Origin of the sequence: Cupriavidus sp. IK-TO18 (assembly GCF_015549295.1) — a bacterium.
In the GTDB taxonomy this organism is placed as follows: domain Bacteria; phylum Pseudomonadota; class Gammaproteobacteria; order Burkholderiales; family Burkholderiaceae; genus Cupriavidus; species Cupriavidus oxalaticus_A.
In genome coordinates, this window is sequence record NZ_JADGMP010000012.1 from 305774 (window position 1) to 325073 (window position 19300).

Genomic DNA, 19300 nt, shown 5'->3' on the forward strand with positions numbered 1-19300 from the left:
TCACGCGCCGATCATGGCGGTGATGCGGATATTGCGGTTGTCAGGCACTTCGGCATGCGACAGCACCCGCAGCTGCGGCAGCGTGCGGCGCAGGAAGCGCGCCATCAGCGGGCGCAGCTGCGACGGCACCAGCAGCACCGGGTCCAGCCCCATCTGCTCCTGGCGCGTGACCGCGCCCTGGGTCTGCTGCAGCAGCGCATCGGCCAGGCCTGGCTCGATGCCGCCGCCGTTGGTCAGCGCCTGCGACAGCACCCGCTCGAGGCCGGCGTCGAGGCCGATCACCTGCAGGTCGGCGTTGTTGGGGAACAGCTGCTGCGTGATGGCGCGGCCCATGGCCACGCGCACCATCGCGGTCAGTTCGTTCGGATCGCTGATCTTGGGCGCATGCTCGGCCACCACGTCGAGGATGGTGCGCATGTCGCGGATCGCCACGCCTTCGTCGAGCAGGTTCTGCAGGATCTTCTGCAGCGCCGTCAGCGAGATGGTCTTGGGCACCAGGTCTTCGGTCAGCTTGGGCGCGTCCCTGGCGATGCGGTCCAGCAGCGCCTGCACTTCCTGGCGGCCGAGCAGCTCGGCCGCATGCATGTGGATCAGGTGATTCAGGTGCGTGGCGACCACGGTGCTGGCATCGACCACGGTGTAGCCGTAGGACTGCGCCTGCTCCTTGATGCCCGCGTCGATCCATACCGCCGGCAGGCCGAAGGCGGGATCGCGCGTGGCCGCGCCCGGCAGCGTGCCGCTGACCTGGCCCGGGTTGATCGCCATCCATTGCCCCGGCATGGCTTCGCCGCGGCCGATCTCGACGCCCTTGAGCGTGATGCGGTAGGCGTTGGGCTTGAGTTCCAGGTTGTCGCGGATATGCACCACCGGCACCAGGAAGCCGATTTCCTGCGCCACCTTCTTGCGGATGCTCTTGATGCGGCCGAGCAGTTCGCCGTCCTGCGCGCGGTCGACCAGCGTGATCAGGCGATAGCCCACTTCCATGCCAAGCGGGTCGACCAGCGAGACGTCGTCCCAGCTGGCTTCGGTCGACTCCTGCGCGACAGCGGGCGCGCGTTCCTCGCGCTGCCTGACCTGCTGCTGCGTCGCCGCCTTGCGCGACAGGTAGCGGCCCATCCAGACCAGCGCGCCGGACAGCAGCAGGAAGGCGAAATGCGGCATGCCCGGGATGATGCCCATCAGCCCCATGATGCCGGCGGTCAGGTACAACACGCGCGGGTTGGAGAACAGCTGCCCGGTCAGCTGTTCGCCGACATCCTGCTCATTGGCCACGCGCGACACGATCACGCCGGCCGCGGTGGAGATCACCAGCGCCGGGATCTGCGCGACCAGGCCGTCGCCGATGGTCAGCAGCGTGTAGTTGTGCACTGCGGTGCCGAAGTCCAGGTCGTGCTGCACCATGCCCACCACCATGCCCGCGGCGACGTTGATGAACATGATGATCAGGCCCGCCACGGCGTCACCGCGCACGAACTTGCTGGCACCGTCCATGGCGCCGTAGAAGTCGGATTCCTGCGCCACTTCGGCGCGGCGCTTCTTGGCCGCCGCTTCGTCGATCAGGCCGGCGTTGAGGTCGGCATCGATCGACATCTGCTTGCCGGGCATCGAGTCCAGCATGAAGCGCGCGCCCACCTCGGCAATCCGGCCCGCGCCCTTGGTGATGACCATGAAGTTGATCACAACCAGGATTGCGAACACCACGATGCCGACCGCGAAGTTGCCGCCCACCAGGAAGTGGCCGAACGCTTCCACCACTTTGCCGGCGGCGTCCGGGCCGGTATGGCCTTCGAGCAGCACCACGCGGGTGGAGGCGACATTCAGCGACAGGCGCAGCAGCGTGGTAAACAGCAGCACCGCGGGGAACGCGGCAAAGTCCAGCGGCTTCTGCGTGTACATGCTGACCAGCAGCACCATGATCGCCAGCGCGATATTGAAGGTGAACAGCAGATCCAGCACGAAGGCCGGCAGCGGCAGGATCATCATCCCCAGGATCATGATGATCAGCAGCGGCCCAGTGAAGGCCTTCATCTGGCCGGCCGAGCGCAGGCCAGGCAGGTTCAGCAATGAGCTCAGAGCATTCATTCGCGGCTTTCCGGTACGGCGAGTTCATCAGGCACCAGCAGGTCCGACGGCGCCTGCGGCTGCGGGCCCTGCGAGTAGTGCCAGTGCTTCAGTTGGTAGACCCAGGCCAGCACTTCGGCCACGGCGGTATAGAGTCCGGCGGGAATCTCGTGGCCCAGCTCCACGTGGCGGTGCAGCGCGCGCGCCAGCGGCGGCGCCGACATCAGCGGCACGCGGTGCTCGGCGGCCAGCGCGCGGATGCGCGCGGCGACTTCGCCGGTGCCCTTGGCCACCACGCGCGGCGCGCCCATGCGGCCCTCTTCATAGCGCAGCGCCACGGCGAAGTGCGTGGGGTTGGTCACCACCACGTCGGCCTTGGGCACCTCGGTCATCATGCGGCGGCGGGCCATGGCGCGCTGCTGCTGGCGGATGCGGTTCTTGATATGCGGATCGCCCTCGCTCTCCTTGAATTCCTGCTTGACCTCTTCCTTGGTCATGCGCAGCTTCTTGAAGAACTCCCAGTACTGCCAGGGCACGTCGATGGCCGCCACCACCAGCAGCGACAGCGACACCACCAGGCAGCAGTACAGCACCAGGTCGACCATGTGCAGCAGCGCTTCCTGGACCGGTGCGTTCATCAGCGCGATCGCCTCAGGCAGGCGCTGCCACAGCACCCAGGCGCCGACCGCGCCGACCAGCAGCGACTTGGCCACCGCCTTGAGCAACTCCACCAGGGAATGCGCGGAGAACAGGCGGCCCAATCCGGCCATCGGCGACATGCGCGAGAACTGCGGCGCGAACGACTTGGCCGAGAACACCCAGCCGCCCAGCATCAGCGGCGCGGCCAGTGCGGCAACGCCGAACAGCAGCAGCAGCGGCAGGAAGGCGAGCAGGCTGTCCCACACCATCAGCACGAAGCGCGACAGCATGCGCGAGGTATCAAAGGCGGTTTCCCGCTCGAAGCGCAGCGCGCCCTGCATGACCTGGTTGAGGCTGCGGCCCATGTGGCCGCCCAGCGTCCACAGGCCGAGGACGCCGGCGATCAGCATGATGAACGTGGCCAGCTCGCGCGAACGCACCACCTGCCCCTCCTCGCGCGCCTTTTCCAGGCGCCGGGGTGAGGCGGGTTCGGTTTTCTCGAGATCGCTTTCTTCGGACATCCACGCTCCGTGCGAAGCGGCAGGCCGCTATTCGTCAGCACGGATTATCGAAGCGTGGGGGGCTTCCCATTCATGGGAAAAGGCGGGGGATTTGGGTGTTGTTTGGGAAATCGGGGGACTTGGGGGATTAACGGCGGGGGGTTGGGAGACTTTAGGGAAATCTGGAGTGGCCGTCGACCGGCGAGTGCCTTGAAACAAGCCACCGCCCGTCGTGGACGCACTCCTGTGGGTGAGCGCTGTGCTTGTCCATCAGGCATCGTCAGCGAACCTGCCAGTCGCGCGCAAAACGCCGGAAGCCTTCCAATGCCTTACGAACTCCCTGTGGGGCCTCTCGGGTTCTTCACCATAATTGGAGGTAGGCTTCACGGAGGGTGTGATGAACCACGCACTGCAAATGATTGCCGCGTTCGCTGCGATGCTCTTCGCCGGGGCCGCCTTGTATATCAACGTGGTTGAGCATCCCGCAAGAATGGTGCTTGAGACAAGGTCCGCGGCACAGCAGTGGGCGCCCAGCTATAAGCGCGCCACGCTCATGCAGGCTCCATTGGCGCTGGTCAGCTTACTGAGCGGAGTGATGGCATGGCTTTTGGGCGCCAGTATCTGGTGGTTTGCTGCCGCGCTACTGATCGGATCTGTCGTGCCGTACACCTTGCTCGTCGTAATGCCCATCAACCACAAGATTCTCGAGCCGGATCGCGATCTATCGTCGGTGGAGACCCGGGAACTCTTGCAGAAATGGGCCAGGCTGCATGGAGTGCGCACAGCATTGAGTCTTGTCGCGTCCGCCATCGATGTGTGGCAGTTGGGTGGAGTTGGAAATGGAGTCACTTGAACTGAAGATCCCGCCAGCCGGTGAATGACATGACGACCCTGAGTTCGCCCATCGCGGCGTCCGGATGAGGGCATACGCCTGACAGCTTCCGGCTTGTATCTCGAACGAAACAGATTGCACCGATTTCACCAGCGCCTCGAATCTATATGTCTGCCATAACATAATAAAAACAACACATCCGGCAGTGTTGGCATCTTTGTTGCGGCTTATTTGGGGTGACGGGCTCGCGCGCCAAGCCTGCCGAACAGCAGGGCATTTTGCATGGGTTGCGGGTATGGAAAGATTGCGGTTTGCGCCATGCCCTACCCGTTCCGCCGGGTCGCATGCCAAGACAGGTTTCGAATCCGGGGCACTTCGGCCAGGAGACTGCGATGTCCGGGAGATTCCTTCTTGTGCTTGCAATTTCATTCTTTCTCGGCGGCTGCGGCGGCGACGACAACGACAGCAACGAAGCAGCCACCACGCCGGTGCAGCCTCTGACGGTGCCGCTCAGCACAGCCATGGCAAGTCTGGCGGCGAATGGACTGACCGCAAGTTTCTCGATTTCCGGCACGGTAGAGAATGTGCCGGTATCAGGCTCCGGAACCCTGACCGCAACCCCTTTCGTTGCGACCTCTCTGAATAACACTTCGGTATTGAGGACCACTGAAACCGTCAGCGGCACGGTTGTCGCAAATGGTAATTCGATGCCGTTCTCGAACACCAGGACCATCTCCCGCAATACCGTTACCTATGCCGTGATGGTGATCGACGAGGGGGATGCCTTTGTGGTGTTCGCCGACTATACGATTCCACCGACAGTGAAGGCCGGCGACTCGGGACCTCTGGCAAGCGCCACGATTTACTCGGACAGCACACAGGCCACGAAGGTGGGAACACTTACCGAGTCCTATAGCGTTGCCGCCGATACCGGAAGCAGCCTGCTCTTGACCTTGCTCGACAAGGTGTTCGACAACAGCAATGCCCGCATCGCCGAGGATGAGACCATATTCCGCATCGACACCAGCGGCAACATCAGCTTTGTTTCGTCCAGATCCACGATGTTCAATATCAATGGGCAATCGCTGGGCACGCTGGTGTTCCAGTAGGGTAGTCAGGAGCAGGCCTATAGGCCAATCATGCGAGGCCACTGATACCTGGCCTTCTAGAATCTAACGACTCGAACGACAAAAGCGCCGGCGATCGCCTTCTCGTCCGACCGGAATCGGGCCATAAGGCGCCGTTCGACGGCGCCGAAGCAGCTCGTTCGAATGTGATGTTTGCACCTCAACATTCCGTCCAGAGCGAGGGCGCATTTGAATACCGATTCGACCCTGGCGAGGCGCCCAGGTGAATGCGCGCCACGCTCCAATGTCTCGGCCTTTTGGACCTAATCTAGAGTCAATCTTTCCCCGTTCCTCGACAGGGAGCCCGCCATGGCACTTGATCTCGAGCATCGCTTCGGCCACATCTCGCTTGGCTTCTTCCCATCGCCGATTCATCGGCTCAATCGCCTGTCCGATGTGCTCGGCATTTCGGTGTGGGCAAAGCGCGACGATGTGTCGTCCGGGCTCGCGTTTGGCGGCAACAAGATTCGCAAGCTCGAGTGGCTCGCCGCTGACGCAGTGAAGAAAGGCGCCGACACGCTCGTTTCCATCGGAAACATTCAGTCGAATCACACGCGCCAGGTTGCGGCCGTCGCGGCGGTGCTCGGCATGCGCTGCCGGCTGGTGCAGGAGGAGTGGACACACTGGGACGATCCGGTCTACGACAAGGTCGGCAATATCCTGCTGTCGCGGCTGATGGGCGCCGAGACGCTGCTGGAGGGCGAGGGCTACTCGACCGAGGTGAAGGAGACCTGGTCGCGCGCCCTCGAGCAGGTGCGCCGGGAAGGCGGCAAGCCTTATGCGATTCCGGCGGGTGCATCCGACCATCCCCTTGGTGGCCTTGGCTATGCGAACTTCACCGAGGAACTTGCGCGCCAGGAACAGGAAATGGGCATGTTCTTCGACACCGTGATTACCGCGACCTGCACCGGCTCGACACAGGGCGGCATGGTCGCTGGGTTCAAGGCGCAGGACAGGCCGCGCCGCCTGATTGGCATCGATACCGCTTGCAACGAGGCGATGACCCGCCGCGCCGTGACAAAGAGCGCGCGGCAGACTGCGGAACTGATCGGCATCCGCAAGCCGATCGACGACGCCGACGTGATCGTCGATCCGCGTTTCGCGGGCCCGGACTATGGCCTGCCCGACGATCGGACGATCGATGCGATCCGCACGGCAGCGCGGCTTGAGGCGATGCTCACCGATCCGGTGTACGAGGGCAAATCCATGGCGGGCCTGATCGCGATGGCGCAGGCGGGTGAGATTCCGAAGGGAACGAACGTGCTGTACGTGCATCTGGGCGGCGCGCCCGCACTCAACGCGTATCACAAGGCGTTCGCATGATCGGCTTGCACAAGATCGTGTGAGTCTGATAGCAAGCGCTTGCCAGGCCTGCACGTATCAGATGTCCCAAGACAGGGGAATCCGCGCGCGAATGTCAGCCGCCGGCTTCGGAAAGCTGCACGGTCCCTTGTACAGGGATTGAATCCGGGCTAAGTTGGAACAGCCGTCATGCGCCGGCGGAGGCAGATATGGTGCGATTGGCACTTCTACCGAGGTGGCTGGCCTTAGCGGCCATGCTGTTCGGACCAACGCTACTTGCCCAGCAGAGGCCATCGATGCCGCTCATACTGACATCCCCCGCGTTTGCCCAAGGCGGGGAGATCCCCACCGTGCACACGTGCGAAGGCACCGATGTGTCACCGCCACTGGCTTGGTCTGGGTTGCCACCCTCCACTGCCAGCCTGGTCCTGATTGTCGACGACCCGGATGCCCCGGACCCGGCGTCACCGCAAATGACATGGGTCCATTGGGTCGTGTACAACCTGCCGCCGAAGGCCGGCTCGCTTGCGCAGGGCATGAGCCGGCATAGCTTGCCGCCGGGCGCTCGCGAAGGTTTGAACGACTGGCACCGTGCCGATTACGGCGGGCCGTGTCCTCCAATTGGCCGGCACCGGTATTTCCACAAGCTATATGCCCTGGACGTCGTGCTGCCGGATCTCGGCAAGCCCGACAAGGCGGCGCTGGAACAGGCGATGCGGGGGCACATACTGGCCCATGCCGAACTGATCGGGACCTACCAGAAGCAGGGGCGCTGACGTAGTAACAGCCTGCCAGCATGAATGTCGGCGGGGACCAGACGGGGCAGTCATCTATGGAAAAGATAAATAATTTCGAGGAGAAATCATGCACTACAAGAATCTGGTCATTTTGAGCATCGTGGCGCTGATGACAGGTAGCGCGCTGGCGCAGGGTTCGGGACTGACTCGCACCGTGGTCGGCCGGGCCGATGTATCCGTACCGGGTCGCGAAGCCGTGGTCGCGCGCGTGGAGGTGGCGCCAGGCACCTATGCGGGGCGGCATACGCATCCTGGAGACGAGATCAGCTACGTCATGGACGGCGAGGTGCAACTCCTGATCGACGGCCAGTCGCCGCGCACCATTAAGGCCGGAGAGTCGTTCGTGGTGCCGGCCGGCGTGGTGCATGACGCCCACAACAATGGTGGCACGGCGGCGCGGGTGGTGGGCGTGTACGTGGTCGAGAAAGGGAAGCCGCTGGCATCGCCGGCGCCGTGAGTGATGTGTCGGTCGGTGCGGGTTGGCACATCAGAAGAGGGCGCCAAGGCCTTTGACTTCCCTCAGAGGAACCATAAAGCCGCGGGAGTTCTCGTACTGATCGGCAAGAAAGGAAGGTTGGCACCGCGGGCATTCGTTCGGGGCCCCAAACAGCACCGACCTACAGGTTGAGTCCCGCTACCCCGCTGCTAATCGGGGTGGGCAGGCGCAAGGCAGGGTTAGCAGACCGGTGAGGAGGAGCCGGCGAGCCCGAGGGCTCCCCCGCCATGGCCCGCGCATGGAAGAGGCGTGCGCAGACACGGCGGATGTAAGGATACCGCCAGAAGGCGGTCGGCCAACTTTCTCACTCAGGCTGCTAAACCCGGTCGCCACGGCGCAACGACGAACCCAACGGGAACTGGGGCAGCAAGCGCGGGTATGGGCAAACTCTTAAAGGCGCGCCCAAACGAAACGTCAGAAGCCCAAACTAGCCAGCAGATCATCCACCTGCGACTGGTCCGACACCACATCGGCCTTGCCCTCCGGATTCACCTGCGGTCCGTTGAGCAGCGTCGACGGCGCCTGCGCTTCCACGCGGCGCTCGGACGGGACATTGTCGATCAGCACCTGCAGCAGTTCCTGCTCCAGCGTTCGGATCATGTCCATCATCTTCTTGATCACCTGCCCGGTCAGGTCCTGGAAGTCCTGCGCCATCATGATGTCGAGCAGGTGGCTGTTGGTGGCGCGGGCCTGGCCCGGCACCTCGGACAGGAAGGCGCGCGTGTCGAGCACCAGCGAGCGGGCGTCGGCCAACTCCACCGGCTTCTCGAACCACGCCTCCCAGCGCTTGTCCAGGGTCTCGGCCTGCTGCTCGATGCCGGACTGGATCGGCTGCGCCAGTTCGACCGCGTTCAGCGTGCGCTCGGCGGCCTGCTCGGTCATCGCCGCGATGTAGTTGAGCCGGTCGCGCGCGTCGGGAATGGCCTGCGCGGCGCGCTCGATCTCCTTGTCCAGGCCGAGCTCGCGCATATTGTCGCGCAGCATCCGCGTCAGGTTGCCGATGCGCAGGATCAGTTGCTCGGCCGAATCGTTGCTCAGCGTCGGAGTCATGGCAAAGGCTCCTCTTGATCAACCGGCGAGCTTCTCGAAGATCTTGGTGATCTTCTCGTCCAGCGTGGCGGCCGTGAACGGCTTGACCACATAGCCGTTGGCGCCGGCCTGGGCCGCGGCGATGATGTTTTCCTTCTTGGCCTCGGCCGTCACCATCAGCACCGGCATCTTGCCGATGTTCGCGTCGGCGCGGATCGCCTGCAGCATCGACAGGCCGTCCATGTTGGGCATGTTCCAGTCCGAGATCACGAACTGGAAGCTGCCGTCCCGGGCCTTCTCCAGGCCGGCGGCGCCGTCCTCGGCTTCCTCGACGTTGACGAATCCCAGCTCCTTGAGCAGGTTGCGGATGATCCGGCGCATGGTCGGGAAATCGTCCACGACCAGGATCTTGATGTTCTTGTCCACTTTGAGGGCTCCAGGTAAATGCAGTTATGGCTTGTTGGTCCGGCTTTGTTGTCGGCTTGCCGGCTCGACTAGACCCGTTGCGCGCGCGTGCCGTACGTGGCCAGGCGCGCCATCACGCGCTGGGTCATCGCCGGCAAGGGCACGATTTCATGCACGCCGCCGGTGGCGATCGCCTCCTTCGGCATGCCAAACACGATGCAGGTGTGCTCGTCCTGCGCCAGGTTATAGGCGCCGGCCTCGCGCATGCGCAGCATGCCGCGCGCGCCGTCCTTGCCCATGCCGGTCAGGATCACGCCGATCACGTTCTTGCCGCCATGCTCGGCGGCGGAATCGAACAGCACGTCGACCGAGGGCCGGTGGCGGTTGACCGGCGCTTCCTGCGACAGGTGCGCGACATAGTTGGCGCCGCTGCGCGCCAGGCGCAGGTGCGAGTCGCCCGGCGCGATGTACGCATGGCCCGGCAGCACGCGTTCGCCGTGCTCGGCTTCCTTCACGGTGACCCGGCACAGCCCGTCCAGGCGCTGCGCGAACGAGCGCGTGAAGCCGGCCGGCATATGCTGCACGATCATCACCGCGGGGCTGTCGGGCGGCAGCGGCATCAGGAATTCCTTGATCGCCTCGGTGCCGCCGGTGGAGGCGCCAAGGATGATCAGCTTCTCGGTCGACAGTAGCGGGCTGCGCAGAATCGGCGCGGGGGCAGCGACGCCTGCCGCGGGTTGCGCGGCCGCACGCACCCGCGCGCGCGATGCGGCACGCAGCTTGTCGGCAATGGTGTCGGTGTATTCGATCAGCCCGTCGCGGATACCGAGCTTGGGCTTGGTGACGAAATCCACTGCGCCCAGTTCCAGCGCGCGCATGGTGATTTCCGAGCCGCGCTCGGTCAGCGACGACACCATCAGCACCGGCATCGGCCGCAGCCGCATCAGGCGCTCAAGGAAATCCAGCCCGTCCATGCGCGGCATTTCGACGTCCAGCGTCAGCACGTCCGGGTTCAGGCGCTTGATCAGGTCGCGCGCCACCAGCGGGTCGGGCGCGGTGCCAACCACTTCCATGTCGGGCTGGCTGTTGATGATCTCCGTCATCAGGCTGCGGATCAGCGCGGAATCGTCCACGCAGAGCACCTTGATCTTGGCGGCAGTCATAGGAATTCGTGCTCGGTTGGGTCAGGGAAGCTGGCGCGTGGGAGACTGCCGCGCAAACAGTTCGGGGGTGCGCTCCGGCGCGCGCGCCGGGGTCCTGGCCGAGGTGGCGATGGCCCGTGCCAGCGCGCGTTCGTCGCGCGCCACCGAGACCTCGTCGTCCTGCCGCGTCAGGCGGCGCACCAGCGCCAGCCCGCCGATCGGGAAATAGCTGACGCGGCGCGCATGCGGGCCGCGCAGGTCCTGCGCCGCCACACGGATCTCTTCGGCCTTGAGGTAGCGCAGCACGAAATCCGCGTTGCGGTCGCCGATGTTCAGCGTGGTCATGTTGGCCAGCACCGCACCGCCGCCGAAGACCTTGGCCTCCAGCCGCTCGCGCCGCGCGCCCATCTTGAGCAGCTCGTTGATCAGCACCTCGAGCGCGTAGCTGCCGTAGCGCATCGATGGCGACAGCATGCGGTCGGCGCCAGCGCCGCCACCTTCGTCGTCGGGCAGCATGAAGTGGTTCATGCCGCCGACGCCGGCGACCTCGTCGCGGATGCACGCGGCCACGCACGACCCCAGCACGGTGGTCAGCACCACGTCCTCGCGCGTCACGTAGTACTCGTTGGGCAGCAGCTTGACCGCCTGCTTGCCGAACTCGCGGTCGAAGTAGGTGCGCGTGGCCAGCGCCTCGGGCAGATAGGGCGTGCGCATCAGGCCCTTCCCGCCCTGGCGGCATCGGGCGCCAGTTCGTAGACAGTCTGCCCGCGCAGCTGGAATGCGCGCGTGACGTAGGAAAAGTTCTCCGAATGGCCGGCGAAGAGCAGGCCGTGCGGCTTGAGCAGCGGCACGAAGCGCTCCAGGATGCGGCCCTGCGTCGGCTTGTCGAAATAGATCATCACGTTGCGGCAGAAGATCGCATCGAACTGCTCGCGGATGCCCCAGTCGGGCGCGAGCAGGTTGAGCGGATCGAACGTGATGGTGGCGGCCAGCTCGGGCTTGACCTTGACCGAGCCCGCGCGCGGGCCGGTGCCCTTCAGGAAGAAGCGCTTGAGCCGTTCGGGCGACAGCCGTGCGACCTGGTCGGCCGAATACACACCGCTGCGGGCCTTGGCCAGCACCTGCGTGTCGATGTCGGTGGCCAGCACGGTGGCGGCGCGGTCGCCCAGCGCCTCGGCCAGTGTGATGGCGATCGAGTACGGTTCCTCGCCGGTGGACGCCGCGGAGCACCACACGCTGTACGGGCGCCCTATTTTCTTCGCGTGCTCGGCCAGCAGCGGGAAATGGTGCGATTCGCGGAAGAACGAAGTCAGGTTGGTCGTCAGCGAGTTGGTAAAGAACTCCCACTCGGGCGAGCGGTCATCCGCTTCCAGGATCGCCAGGTACGAGGCAAAGTCGGCCAGCTGCAGCGTGCGCAGGCGGCGCGCCAGGCGGCTGTAGACCATTTCGCGCTTGTGGCTGCCCAGCGAAATGCCCGCGCGCTTGTGGATCAGCGCGCGGATCTTCTCGAAGTCGCGCTCGGTCAGCAGGAAGTCGCGCATCTCGTCGCGCCGCGGGTTGGCGACCGGCGCGGCGACTGCGCCCGCCAGGCCCTGGAGGCTGGCGGGAGCGCTGGCGGCAGTGCGGAACGGCGTCATGGCTGGCGTGGCGTTTCAGGTTGCGGCGGCGCCGGGTTCAGGCCAGCTCGGCCTCGACCAGCGCCATCTCGGGGCTGGTCATCAGCTTCTCGATATCGATCAGCACCAGCATGCGGCCGTCGACGGTACCCAGCCCGGTCAGGTGCTCGGTCGAGATCGACACGCCGAACTCCGGCGCCGGCTTGATCGCCTCGCCGGTCAGCGTCAGCACGTCCGACACGCCATCGACCACGATGCCGACCACGCGGCTGGCCACGTTGAGGATGATGACCACCGTCTGGTGGTCGTAGCGCACGTTGCCCAGGCGGAACTTCAGGCGCAGGTCGACGATCGGCACGATCACGCCGCGCAGGTTGGTCACGCCCTTGATGAATTCGGGCGCGCTGGCGATGCGCGTGACGGTCTCGTAGCTGCGGATCTCTTGCACCTTGAGGATGTCGATGCCGTATTCCTCCGAGCCCAGCGTGAAGACCAGGAACTCCTGGCCCGAAGCGTCGCTTCCGGGGGTATCGATGTGTCCGATGCCGGCCATGATGTGTTTTCTCTTCCTGTAGTGGGTCGGGGGGATCAGGCCAACGACGAGGCCAGCGCCGGCTCCTGCCGGCGCACGCCGGTGCGCTGCAGCGCGCCGACATCGACGATCAGCGCCACGCTGCCGTCGCCGAGGATGGTCGCCGCCGAAATGCACGGCACCTTGCGGTAGTTGGTTTCCAGGTTCTTCAGCACCACCTGGTGCTGGCCGATCAGCTGGTCTACCAGCAGCGCGAAGCGCTTGCCTTCGGCCTGCAGGATCACGGCGATGCCCTGCGTCGGCTCCTGCAGCGCGCCGGCGACGTTGAAGACGCGGTGCATTTCCAGCAGCGGCAGGTATTCGCCGCGCACGTGCATGACGCGGTCAGAGTTGGCGGCGGTATGCACGTCCTCTGCCTTGGGCTGCAGCGATTCCATCACGCAGTTCAGCGGCAGGATGAAGGTCTCGTCGCCGACCTTGACCGACATGCCGTCCAGGATCGCAAGCGTCAGCGGCAGCACGATGCGGATGGTGGTGCCCAGGCCCGGGCGCGAGCTGATCTGCACATGGCCGCCCATCTCCTGGATGTTGCGCTTGACCACGTCCATGCCCACGCCGCGGCCGGAGACGTCGGTGACGACTTCGGCGGTGGAGAAGCCAGGTGCGAAGATCAGCTGCCAGACTTCCTCGTCGCTGATGTTCTCGGACACCGGCAGGCCGTTCTGGATCGCCTTGGCCAGGATGCGCTCGCGGTTCAGGCCGCCGCCGTCGTCGCTCACTTCGATCACGATATTGCCGCCGTGGTGCTGCGCGGACAGCACCAGCTGGCCGGTCGGCTCCTTGCCGGCGGCGACGCGCTTGTCGGGCGTTTCGATGCCGTGGTCCAGGCTGTTGCGCACCAGGTGCGTGAGCGGGTCGATGATGCGTTCGATCAGGCTCTTGTCGAGCTCGGTGGCCTTGCCGAAGGTGACCAGGTCGATCTGCTTGCCGAGCTTGCTGGCCAGGTCGCGCACCAGGCGCGGGAAGCGCGAGAACACATAGTCCATCGGCATCATGCGGATCGACATCACCGCTTCCTGCAGGTCGCGCGCGTTGCGTTCGAGCTGGCCCATTCCGGAAAACAGGCGGTCAAACAGCACCGGGTCGAGCGACGACGCGGTCTGCGCCAGCATCGACTGGGTGATCACCAGTTCGCCCACCAGGTTGATGATCTGGTCGACCTTCTCGGTCGGCACGCGGATCGAGCCTTCGCCGTGCGCGGCGGCCGGGGCCGGCCTGGCTTTTTCCTTCTCCTTCTCTTTCTCGCGTGCGGCGGGAGCAGGCACTGCCGGGGCGGCCGCGGCCGGAGCCGGCGCGGGCACTGCCGCAGGTGCCGGTGCCGGTGCCGGCGTGGGTGCGTCGGTCGCGGGCTCGATCACGATCTGGTCCATGTCGATCACGAAGCAGCACACCGCGATGATGTCGTCGGCGCTGCACTGGGTGTTGAGCCACACCACCAGTTCGCCGTTGACCTCCTGCTGCCCGGTGATCTCGCCGAGGTTGGCGAGTTCTTCGCGCAGCAGCGCCTGGTCGTTGGCCGAGACCTTGATCAGCCGGATCTTCAGCGCGCCGCCGGCAACAGGAGTCGCTACCGGTGCGGCAGCGGGTGCAGGGGCCGGCGCGGCCGCGGGTGCGCCCGCCTCGCCGGCGGCTTCCTGCGCGAGCTGCTGCAGCACGGCGCAGATGCGCGCCAGCGTTTGCGGATCGGGTTCGGTGCCGTTGCGGTAGGCGTTGAGCTGGTCTTGCAACACGTCCTTGGTTTCCAGAAAGGTGTCGATGATGGTCCTGGTCAACGCCAGTTCCCGCCGGCGCGTGCGGTCCAGCAGGTTCTCGAAGATGTGGGTGGTCTCGGTCAGCGCCGCGAAGCCGAAGGTGGCGGCTCCGCCCTTGATCGAATGCGCTGCGCGGAAGATCGCGTTCAGATGCTCTGCATCGGGAGACTCGATGTCCAGGCCGAGCAGCAGCTGCTCCATTTCCACGAGCAGTTCTTCCGCTTCTTCGAAGAAGGTCTGGTAAAACTGTGTGATATCGATATCGACAGACATGGCGTCCTGACTCACTAGGTTACTGCGCTAGGCGCGGGCGCCGCTGGTGCGGCCGCGACTGGTGGTTTGCTGTGTCATGGCTTGCGGCCCTGCGCTTCCGGGGCGGCCGCTGCCGCCGGCGCGGAGGCAGCGGCCAAACCGGCCTGCATCTCCTGCGCCGCCTTGCCGGCCTGCGCCGACACCGAAACCTCGGCGGCGCTGGCGTTCTCGGCCTCGAAGCGCGCCTGCGCCTTCTGGTTGAGCACCACAATGCTGATGCGGCGGTTCACCGGTGCGAGCAGGTCGCCCTTGTCCAGCGGCATGGTCGCGGCCAGGCCCAGCACGCGCAGCACCTTGCCCTCCTGCATGCCGCCCGCGATCAGTTCGCGGCGCGAGGCATTAGCGCGGTCGCTGGACAGCTCCCAGTTGCTGTAGGTGCGCTCGCCGTTGGAATAGTTGGCCGCGTCGGTATGGCCGGACAGGCTGACCTTGTTCGGCAGCTCGTTCAGCACCGGGCCGATCTCGCGCAGGATGGTGCGCATATAGCTTTCGACGGCGGCGCTGCCGGTGCGGAACATCGGACGGTTCTGCGTATCGAGGATCTGGATGCGCAGGCCTTCGCTGGTGATATCGAGCAGCAGCTGCGGACGGAACTGGCGCAGCATCGGGTTGTTCTCGATGATCTGCTCCAGGCGCTGCTTGAGCGCGCGCAGGCGCTGCCCTTCCTGCAGTTCGTTGCGGCGCTGCTCCTCGCTCGGCTCGTTGTCGCGCGCGCGCATGATCTCGCCGTCCTTGCGCATGACGTCCATGCCGCCGCCCGGAATCACGCTGGGCGACTGGCTGCTTTTCTCGCCGCCGACGACAGCCACCTTGAGCGGCATGCGGAAATATTCCGCGATGCCTTCCAGCGTCTTCTTGTTGGCGCTGGACAGCAGCCACAGCACCAGGAACAGCGCCATCATCGCCGTCATAAAGTCGGCATAGGCGATCTTCCAGCTGTGGTTGCCGTGCGGCCTGGCGTGCGATTTCGCCCGGCGGACGATGATCGGACGCATGTCATGTGCGCTGCTCATGGGGTGCCTCCTGCCTTGCCGTGCTCAGTTCAGGCTCTTGACTTCGCGCACGTGGTCGTCGAGCTCGAGGAACGACGGCCGCACCGTGGAGTACAGCACCTTGCGGCCGAATTCCACCGCGACCAGCGGGGCGTAGCCGTTCAGGGAGGCGAGCAGCACCACCTTGATGCACTCGTAGACCTTGACGTTCTCGGACACCTGCAGCTCGATGCGCGCGGCCAGCGGCGAGATAAAGCCGTAGGCCAGCAGAATGCCCAGGAAGGTGCCGACCATGGCGTGCGCGATCAGCGCGCCCAGCTCGGCCGGCGGCAGGTCGGCAGAACCCAGCGCATGCACCACGCCCATCACCGCGGCGACGATGCCGAAGGCGGGCAGCGCATCGCCGACGCGCGACAGCGCATGGGCGGGAATCTCGGCCTCGTGGCGGAAGGTCTCGATCTCGTGGTCCATCAGGGCCTCGATCTCGAAGGCGTTCATGTTGCCGTTGACCATCATGCGCAGGTAGTCGGTGAGGAATTCCATCACCACCGGATCCGACAGGATGCGCGGGTACTGGCTGAAGACGCTGCTGGAAGCGGGATCCGCGATTTCCTTTTCCAGGAACAGGATGCCCTCGCGTCGTGCCTTGGACAGCAGCACGTAGAGCAGCGACATGACGTCCAGGTACAGCTCCTTCTTGTACTTGGAGCCCTTGAACAGGCCCGGCAGGGCGCGGGCGGTGGCCTTGATGGCCTTGGTGGTGTTGGTGGCGATGAAGGCACCGAAGGCGGCGCCCCCGATGATGACGAATTCCGCCGGTTGATATAGCGCGCCCATGTGGCCGCCGGTCATGGCGTAACCGCCAAGCACCGCGACAACCACGACGACATAGCCAAGAACTACTAGCACGATGGGATCCCCGTCAAAAAACGCGCGTCAATCACGCACAATGGCCCGCGCACGGGCGAACGGGGAGTGGTCCGTCCGCCAGCGCTGCAAGCTTGCCGGCCGACGGACCTCAACCAGGATCAGGCGTTGGTCTGCACGGCGGCTGCGTCTTTCGAGAGCTTTTTCACTTTCCCTGCGCGCGAGGGCGGACGGCACAGGCTGCACACGAAGTTCGCGTGCGGCTCATACGCGTGCGTGACGAACTGTCCGCCGCAACACGTGCAGCCGGACAGCTGCAGCATATTGCTCTCGAAGAACCGTACTAACGTCCAGGCACGCGTGAAACTTAAGACAATTTCGCCGCCCAGCAGCGATACGTGCTCGAGGTACAGGCGATAGGCCGCCACCACGGCTCGGATGCCCACGGTCTCGCCTTCCTGCACCATGAACTGGTAGGCAGAGAAGAACAGCGACGAGTGGATATTCGGCAGCCAGGTGGTGAACCAGTCCGTCGAGAAGGGCAGCATGCCCTTGGGAGGCGAGACCCCGCGCAGTTCCTTGTACAGGCGGATGAGCCGGTCGCGCGACAGCGTGGTCTCGGCTTCAAGCACCTGCAGGCGCGCACCCAGGCCGATCAGCTCGATGGCGAGCTGGGTCTGGTTGGCATCCTGGAGAACGCTCTTGCGGGCGGCTGTGGAGGTGGCCGTGAAACTCCGGTTCGGCTCGGCCTTCAGCAGCGCGGTCAATTGAGTGACTCCACAGGCTGGCGAGCAAGCAGGATCGCGGCGTGGATCTGCTGCATGTCATGGCTCTTGGCCGTGTGGGTGAGAGTGGACAGAAGCGCATGGTCGTCGAAGCGGAACCTGCACAGCACCATGTTGGATGCCGCGAGCTTGACGAGTTGCGCCGAAGTCAGCTTGCCGAGGATATCCGCGATTTCCTTGCTGACCCCGAGCCGAAACATGGCTTCGACCTGGTTTTCGCGCACGAGTCGTTGCGCGAGCAGCAGATAGGCGAGGTTAACCTCCCTGATCTCCTGGAGAACTTCACTGCTTTCCAATTTTTCCCCGCTACCAAAAACCCACCGTTGCCGCTTGTCCGGCGCTTACCGGGCCCGAGGGCTCCGGCGACCAGATCGTTGATTTGCGGCTGGGCGGGTACAACGTACGACCTAAAGAAACTGCGCCCTTGTCACACTGTTATCAGCCCCGTTACAAGTGTTACAGAGTGTAAGTGAGACTGGTACGTTTATATCGGCAATCTGCCCGCAATGCCAATCCCTACTTACGCGGGGGGGTTGCAAATGTCGCACGAAACATACATGAGGCCTGCGGATTTTGTAACATTTCACAGTCCCGTAGCTTGATTTCGATCAACGCTGTAACGCAATCGTCATAAGAACCAAACGCGCGAAACGCCGTCCCGGTGCCTGCTGGATTCCTCTATTGACGAAGTGCGTGCGGGGTGCTCATTGCGCACGTGGCTTGCCCTGCCCTGTCCGAAAACGGCATGTCCAAAATCCGCGGCACGGCACGCGCGCGTTCAACCGCCGAACATGCGCCGCAGCCACGCCGCCAGGCGCGCAAAGACATCGTCGGGCGCGTCGCGGAACAACGCGGGGCGCGAGCGCTCCACCTGCTCGAGCACGCGCGCGGCTTCTTCCGGCTGCACCGAGCCATATTCGAGCGCCAGTCCCAGCATGCCGCGCAGTTCGCCGACGCGCGCACGGCCCGTGGCCTCGTTGTCGTCGGTCTGCAGCGCGTACATCAGGTCATAGGCACGCTGGCGCAGGCTTTCGGCCAGCCGCCATGCCGGTGTGCGCATGCGCTCCTCGAGCGCGCGCACGTCTTCGGCCGAGGCCGCGACCTGGGTCGCAAGCGCTTCGGTGAAGGCGGCGTCAGCCCCGCATTCGGCCAGCACCTTCGCGGCCATTCGCGCGCATGCGCAAGGCGCTGCGCCGCGTTCCAGTCCGGCTGCACCGCGAGGCCAAAGCCGAAACGCTGCGCGTCGCGCATCAGCGCCGCCAGCGCGTTGGGCAGTTGCTTGTCGAACACGCGCCGGGCCCAGCCGTACTCGCCGCCGGACAACAGCCGGTTCACGGCGCGCTCGGTCAGCGGGCCATCGTGCTGCAGCAGCCTGGCGCGCAGGAAGTCGTTGAACTCGGGCGGCAGGAACTCGCGGTCCAGGCCGGTCGAGACGCCGATGAACTGGTCGAATTCCTTGCGCAGCCTGGCCGCGTCATCAGGCGGCAGGGCCAGGGTGATCTCGCTCGTCATAGCATTGCCATCCCGGGCCGCGCCACGGCCCGTGGTTCCGGTAGAAGGCGCCGGTGGATCAGAACGCGCTCCAGTCGCCGTTGTCGGCGCCGGCCAGCGCGGGGCGCGGCGCGCGTGCGGTGGTGACCGAATGCACTGGCTGTTTCTGCTCCATCGGCTCGGCGGGGCGCGAGGCATCGGCTTCAGCGGATGCCGCCGCGTTTGCCGCAACCGGAGCGGCCGCACGCTTGTGGATGGCCGGCGTGCGCACCTTCCCCGCCGCCTTGCCTGGCACCGCAGCGGAAACTGGCTTCGTGGCAGGCAGCGAGAACGATGCCTGCGCATCCTCCGCCGCCAGGCGGAACATCGCCACCGCGCCCTGCAGGCGGCCGGCCTGCTCTTCCAGCGCGCCGGCAGCGGCCGCGGCCTGCTCGACCAGTGCCGCGTTCTGCTGCGTCACCTCGTCCATCTGCGCCACGGCCTGGTTGACCTGTTCGATGCCTGAGCTCTGCTCGGCCGAGGCCGCGCTGATCTCGCCCATGATGTCGGTCACGCGCTTCACCG

At 65.1% G+C, this 19300-nt stretch carries 18 protein-coding genes and 2 pseudogenes; 5 read left to right on the top strand and 15 right to left on the bottom strand.

Features of this window, described 5'->3' with window-relative positions; genetic code table 11:
* The gene (flhA, locus tag IPF36_RS11435) at positions 1–2082 is read right to left on the bottom strand and encodes a flagellar biosynthesis protein FlhA (protein ID WP_135703491.1); all 2082 of its coding nucleotides are present in this window, start codon (positions 2080–2082) and stop codon (positions 1–3) included.
* Positions 2079–3221 (bottom strand): flagellar biosynthesis protein FlhB, encoded by a 1143-nt coding sequence (flhB, locus tag IPF36_RS11440; RefSeq protein ID WP_135703490.1) that lies wholly within the window; start codon positions 3219–3221, stop codon positions 2079–2081. Before flhB ends, flhA begins: the two co-directional genes overlap by 4 nt.
* A 376-nt stretch (positions 3222–3597) precedes the next feature.
* Between flhB and IPF36_RS11445 the strand changes: the two genes are divergently transcribed.
* The 5 genes from IPF36_RS11445 to IPF36_RS11465 all read left to right on the top strand — a co-directional run bounded on the left by IPF36_RS11445 (position 3598) and on the right by IPF36_RS11465 (position 7715).
* A complete protein-coding gene (locus IPF36_RS11445) occupies positions 3598–4053 on the top strand; it encodes a DUF1772 domain-containing protein (RefSeq protein ID WP_135703489.1) in 456 nt (151 codons plus the stop codon).
* A gap of 371 nt (positions 4054–4424) precedes the next feature.
* The gene (locus IPF36_RS11450) at positions 4425–5141 is read left to right on the top strand and encodes a hypothetical protein (RefSeq protein WP_135703488.1); all 717 of its coding nucleotides are present in this window, start codon (positions 4425–4427) and stop codon (positions 5139–5141) included.
* Positions 5142–5468: 327 nt separating this feature from the next.
* Entirely contained in the window at positions 5469–6482 is a 1014-nt protein-coding gene (locus IPF36_RS11455; RefSeq protein ID WP_195427992.1) for a 1-aminocyclopropane-1-carboxylate deaminase, read from the top strand.
* 275 nt (positions 6483–6757) lie between these two features.
* Positions 6758–7237 (top strand): YbhB/YbcL family Raf kinase inhibitor-like protein, encoded by a 480-nt coding sequence (locus IPF36_RS11460; protein WP_135703486.1) that lies wholly within the window; start codon positions 6758–6760, stop codon positions 7235–7237.
* Between the two features lie 88 nt (positions 7238–7325).
* Positions 7326–7715 (top strand): cupin domain-containing protein, encoded by a 390-nt coding sequence (locus tag IPF36_RS11465; RefSeq protein WP_135703485.1) that lies wholly within the window; start codon positions 7326–7328, stop codon positions 7713–7715.
* A gap of 453 nt (positions 7716–8168) precedes the next feature.
* On the opposite strand, the gene cheZ is transcribed toward IPF36_RS11465, so the two are convergent.
* The 13 genes and pseudogenes from cheZ to IPF36_RS11530 form a co-directional block, all read right to left on the bottom strand.
* Positions 8169–8804 (bottom strand): protein phosphatase CheZ, encoded by a 636-nt coding sequence (gene cheZ / locus IPF36_RS11470; protein ID WP_135703484.1) that lies wholly within the window; start codon positions 8802–8804, stop codon positions 8169–8171.
* 18 nt (positions 8805–8822) lie between these two features.
* Positions 8823–9209 carry a chemotaxis response regulator CheY gene (gene cheY / locus IPF36_RS11475; protein ID WP_133095417.1) on the bottom strand — a complete coding sequence of 129 codons (387 nt, stop codon included), beginning with the start codon at positions 9207–9209 and terminating at the stop codon, positions 8823–8825.
* A 68-nt stretch (positions 9210–9277) separates the two neighbouring features.
* On the bottom strand, positions 9278–10351 hold the full coding sequence (locus IPF36_RS11480) for a chemotaxis response regulator protein-glutamate methylesterase (protein WP_135703483.1): 1074 nt from the start codon (positions 10349–10351) through the stop codon (positions 9278–9280).
* Between the two features lie 21 nt (positions 10352–10372).
* The gene (gene cheD, locus IPF36_RS11485) at positions 10373–11044 is read right to left on the bottom strand and encodes a chemoreceptor glutamine deamidase CheD (RefSeq protein ID WP_133095419.1); all 672 of its coding nucleotides are present in this window, start codon (positions 11042–11044) and stop codon (positions 10373–10375) included.
* Positions 11044–11967, bottom strand: coding sequence for a CheR family methyltransferase (locus IPF36_RS11490; protein ID WP_195427993.1), 924 nt, complete (start codon positions 11965–11967; stop codon positions 11044–11046). Before IPF36_RS11490 ends, cheD begins: the two co-directional genes overlap by 1 nt.
* A 37-nt stretch (positions 11968–12004) precedes the next feature.
* Entirely contained in the window at positions 12005–12499 is a 495-nt protein-coding gene (locus tag IPF36_RS11495) for a chemotaxis protein CheW (protein WP_133095420.1), read from the bottom strand.
* A gap of 35 nt (positions 12500–12534) precedes the next feature.
* A complete protein-coding gene (gene cheA / locus IPF36_RS11500) occupies positions 12535–14562 on the bottom strand; it encodes a chemotaxis protein CheA (RefSeq protein ID WP_195427994.1) in 2028 nt (675 codons plus the stop codon).
* A 74-nt stretch (positions 14563–14636) separates the two neighbouring features.
* The gene (motB, locus tag IPF36_RS11505) at positions 14637–15614 is read right to left on the bottom strand and encodes a flagellar motor protein MotB (protein ID WP_133095422.1); all 978 of its coding nucleotides are present in this window, start codon (positions 15612–15614) and stop codon (positions 14637–14639) included.
* 24 nt (positions 15615–15638) lie between these two features.
* Positions 15639–16502 (bottom strand): flagellar motor stator protein MotA, encoded by an 864-nt coding sequence (gene motA / locus IPF36_RS11510; RefSeq protein WP_063241017.1) that lies wholly within the window; start codon positions 16500–16502, stop codon positions 15639–15641.
* Between the two features lie 119 nt (positions 16503–16621).
* Positions 16622–17227, bottom strand: a complete 606-nt coding sequence (gene flhC, locus IPF36_RS11515) for a flagellar transcriptional regulator FlhC (protein WP_133095423.1) — start codon at positions 17225–17227, stop codon at positions 16622–16624.
* Complete coding sequence (gene flhD / locus IPF36_RS11520) at positions 17224–17541, bottom strand: flagellar transcriptional regulator FlhD (protein ID WP_022537455.1); 318 nt, start codon at positions 17539–17541, stop codon at positions 17224–17226. Before flhD ends, flhC begins: the two co-directional genes overlap by 4 nt.
* A 482-nt stretch (positions 17542–18023) precedes the next feature.
* Positions 18024–18757: pseudogene (locus tag IPF36_RS11525) on the bottom strand (DUF4088 family protein).
* Positions 18758–18815: 58 nt separating this feature from the next.
* Positions 18816–19300 (bottom strand): annotated as a pseudogene (locus tag IPF36_RS11530) (methyl-accepting chemotaxis protein); the annotation flags it as partial.

Excerpts from the sequence above, each read along its gene's own strand:
- cheD (WP_133095419.1), bottom strand. The coding sequence starts at position 11,044 with ATGCGCACGCCCTATCTGCCCGAGGCGCTGGCCACGCGCACCTACTTC.
- cheA (WP_195427994.1), bottom strand. The coding sequence starts at position 14,562 with ATGTCTGTCGATATCGATATCACACAGTTTTACCAGACCTTCTTCGAA.
- IPF36_RS11490 (WP_195427993.1), bottom strand. The coding sequence starts at position 11,967 with ATGACGCCGTTCCGCACTGCCGCCAGCGCTCCCGCCAGCCTCCAGGGC.
- IPF36_RS11445 (WP_135703489.1), top strand. The coding sequence starts at position 3,598 with ATGAACCACGCACTGCAAATGATTGCCGCGTTCGCTGCGATGCTCTTC.
- cheZ (WP_135703484.1), bottom strand. The coding sequence starts at position 8,804 with ATGACTCCGACGCTGAGCAACGATTCGGCCGAGCAACTGATCCTGCGC.
- motB (WP_133095422.1), bottom strand. The coding sequence starts at position 15,614 with ATGAGCAGCGCACATGACATGCGTCCGATCATCGTCCGCCGGGCGAAA.
- IPF36_RS11465 (WP_135703485.1), top strand. The coding sequence starts at position 7,326 with ATGCACTACAAGAATCTGGTCATTTTGAGCATCGTGGCGCTGATGACA.
- IPF36_RS11455 (WP_195427992.1), top strand. The coding sequence starts at position 5,469 with ATGGCACTTGATCTCGAGCATCGCTTCGGCCACATCTCGCTTGGCTTC.
- flhA (WP_135703491.1), bottom strand. The coding sequence starts at position 2,082 with ATGAATGCTCTGAGCTCATTGCTGAACCTGCCTGGCCTGCGCTCGGCC.
- IPF36_RS11480 (WP_135703483.1), bottom strand. The coding sequence starts at position 10,351 with ATGACTGCCGCCAAGATCAAGGTGCTCTGCGTGGACGATTCCGCGCTG.
- IPF36_RS11495 (WP_133095420.1), bottom strand. The coding sequence starts at position 12,499 with ATGGCCGGCATCGGACACATCGATACCCCCGGAAGCGACGCTTCGGGC.
- IPF36_RS11460 (WP_135703486.1), top strand. The coding sequence starts at position 6,758 with ATGCCGCTCATACTGACATCCCCCGCGTTTGCCCAAGGCGGGGAGATC.
- IPF36_RS11450 (WP_135703488.1), top strand. The coding sequence starts at position 4,425 with ATGTCCGGGAGATTCCTTCTTGTGCTTGCAATTTCATTCTTTCTCGGC.
- flhB (WP_135703490.1), bottom strand. The coding sequence starts at position 3,221 with ATGTCCGAAGAAAGCGATCTCGAGAAAACCGAACCCGCCTCACCCCGG.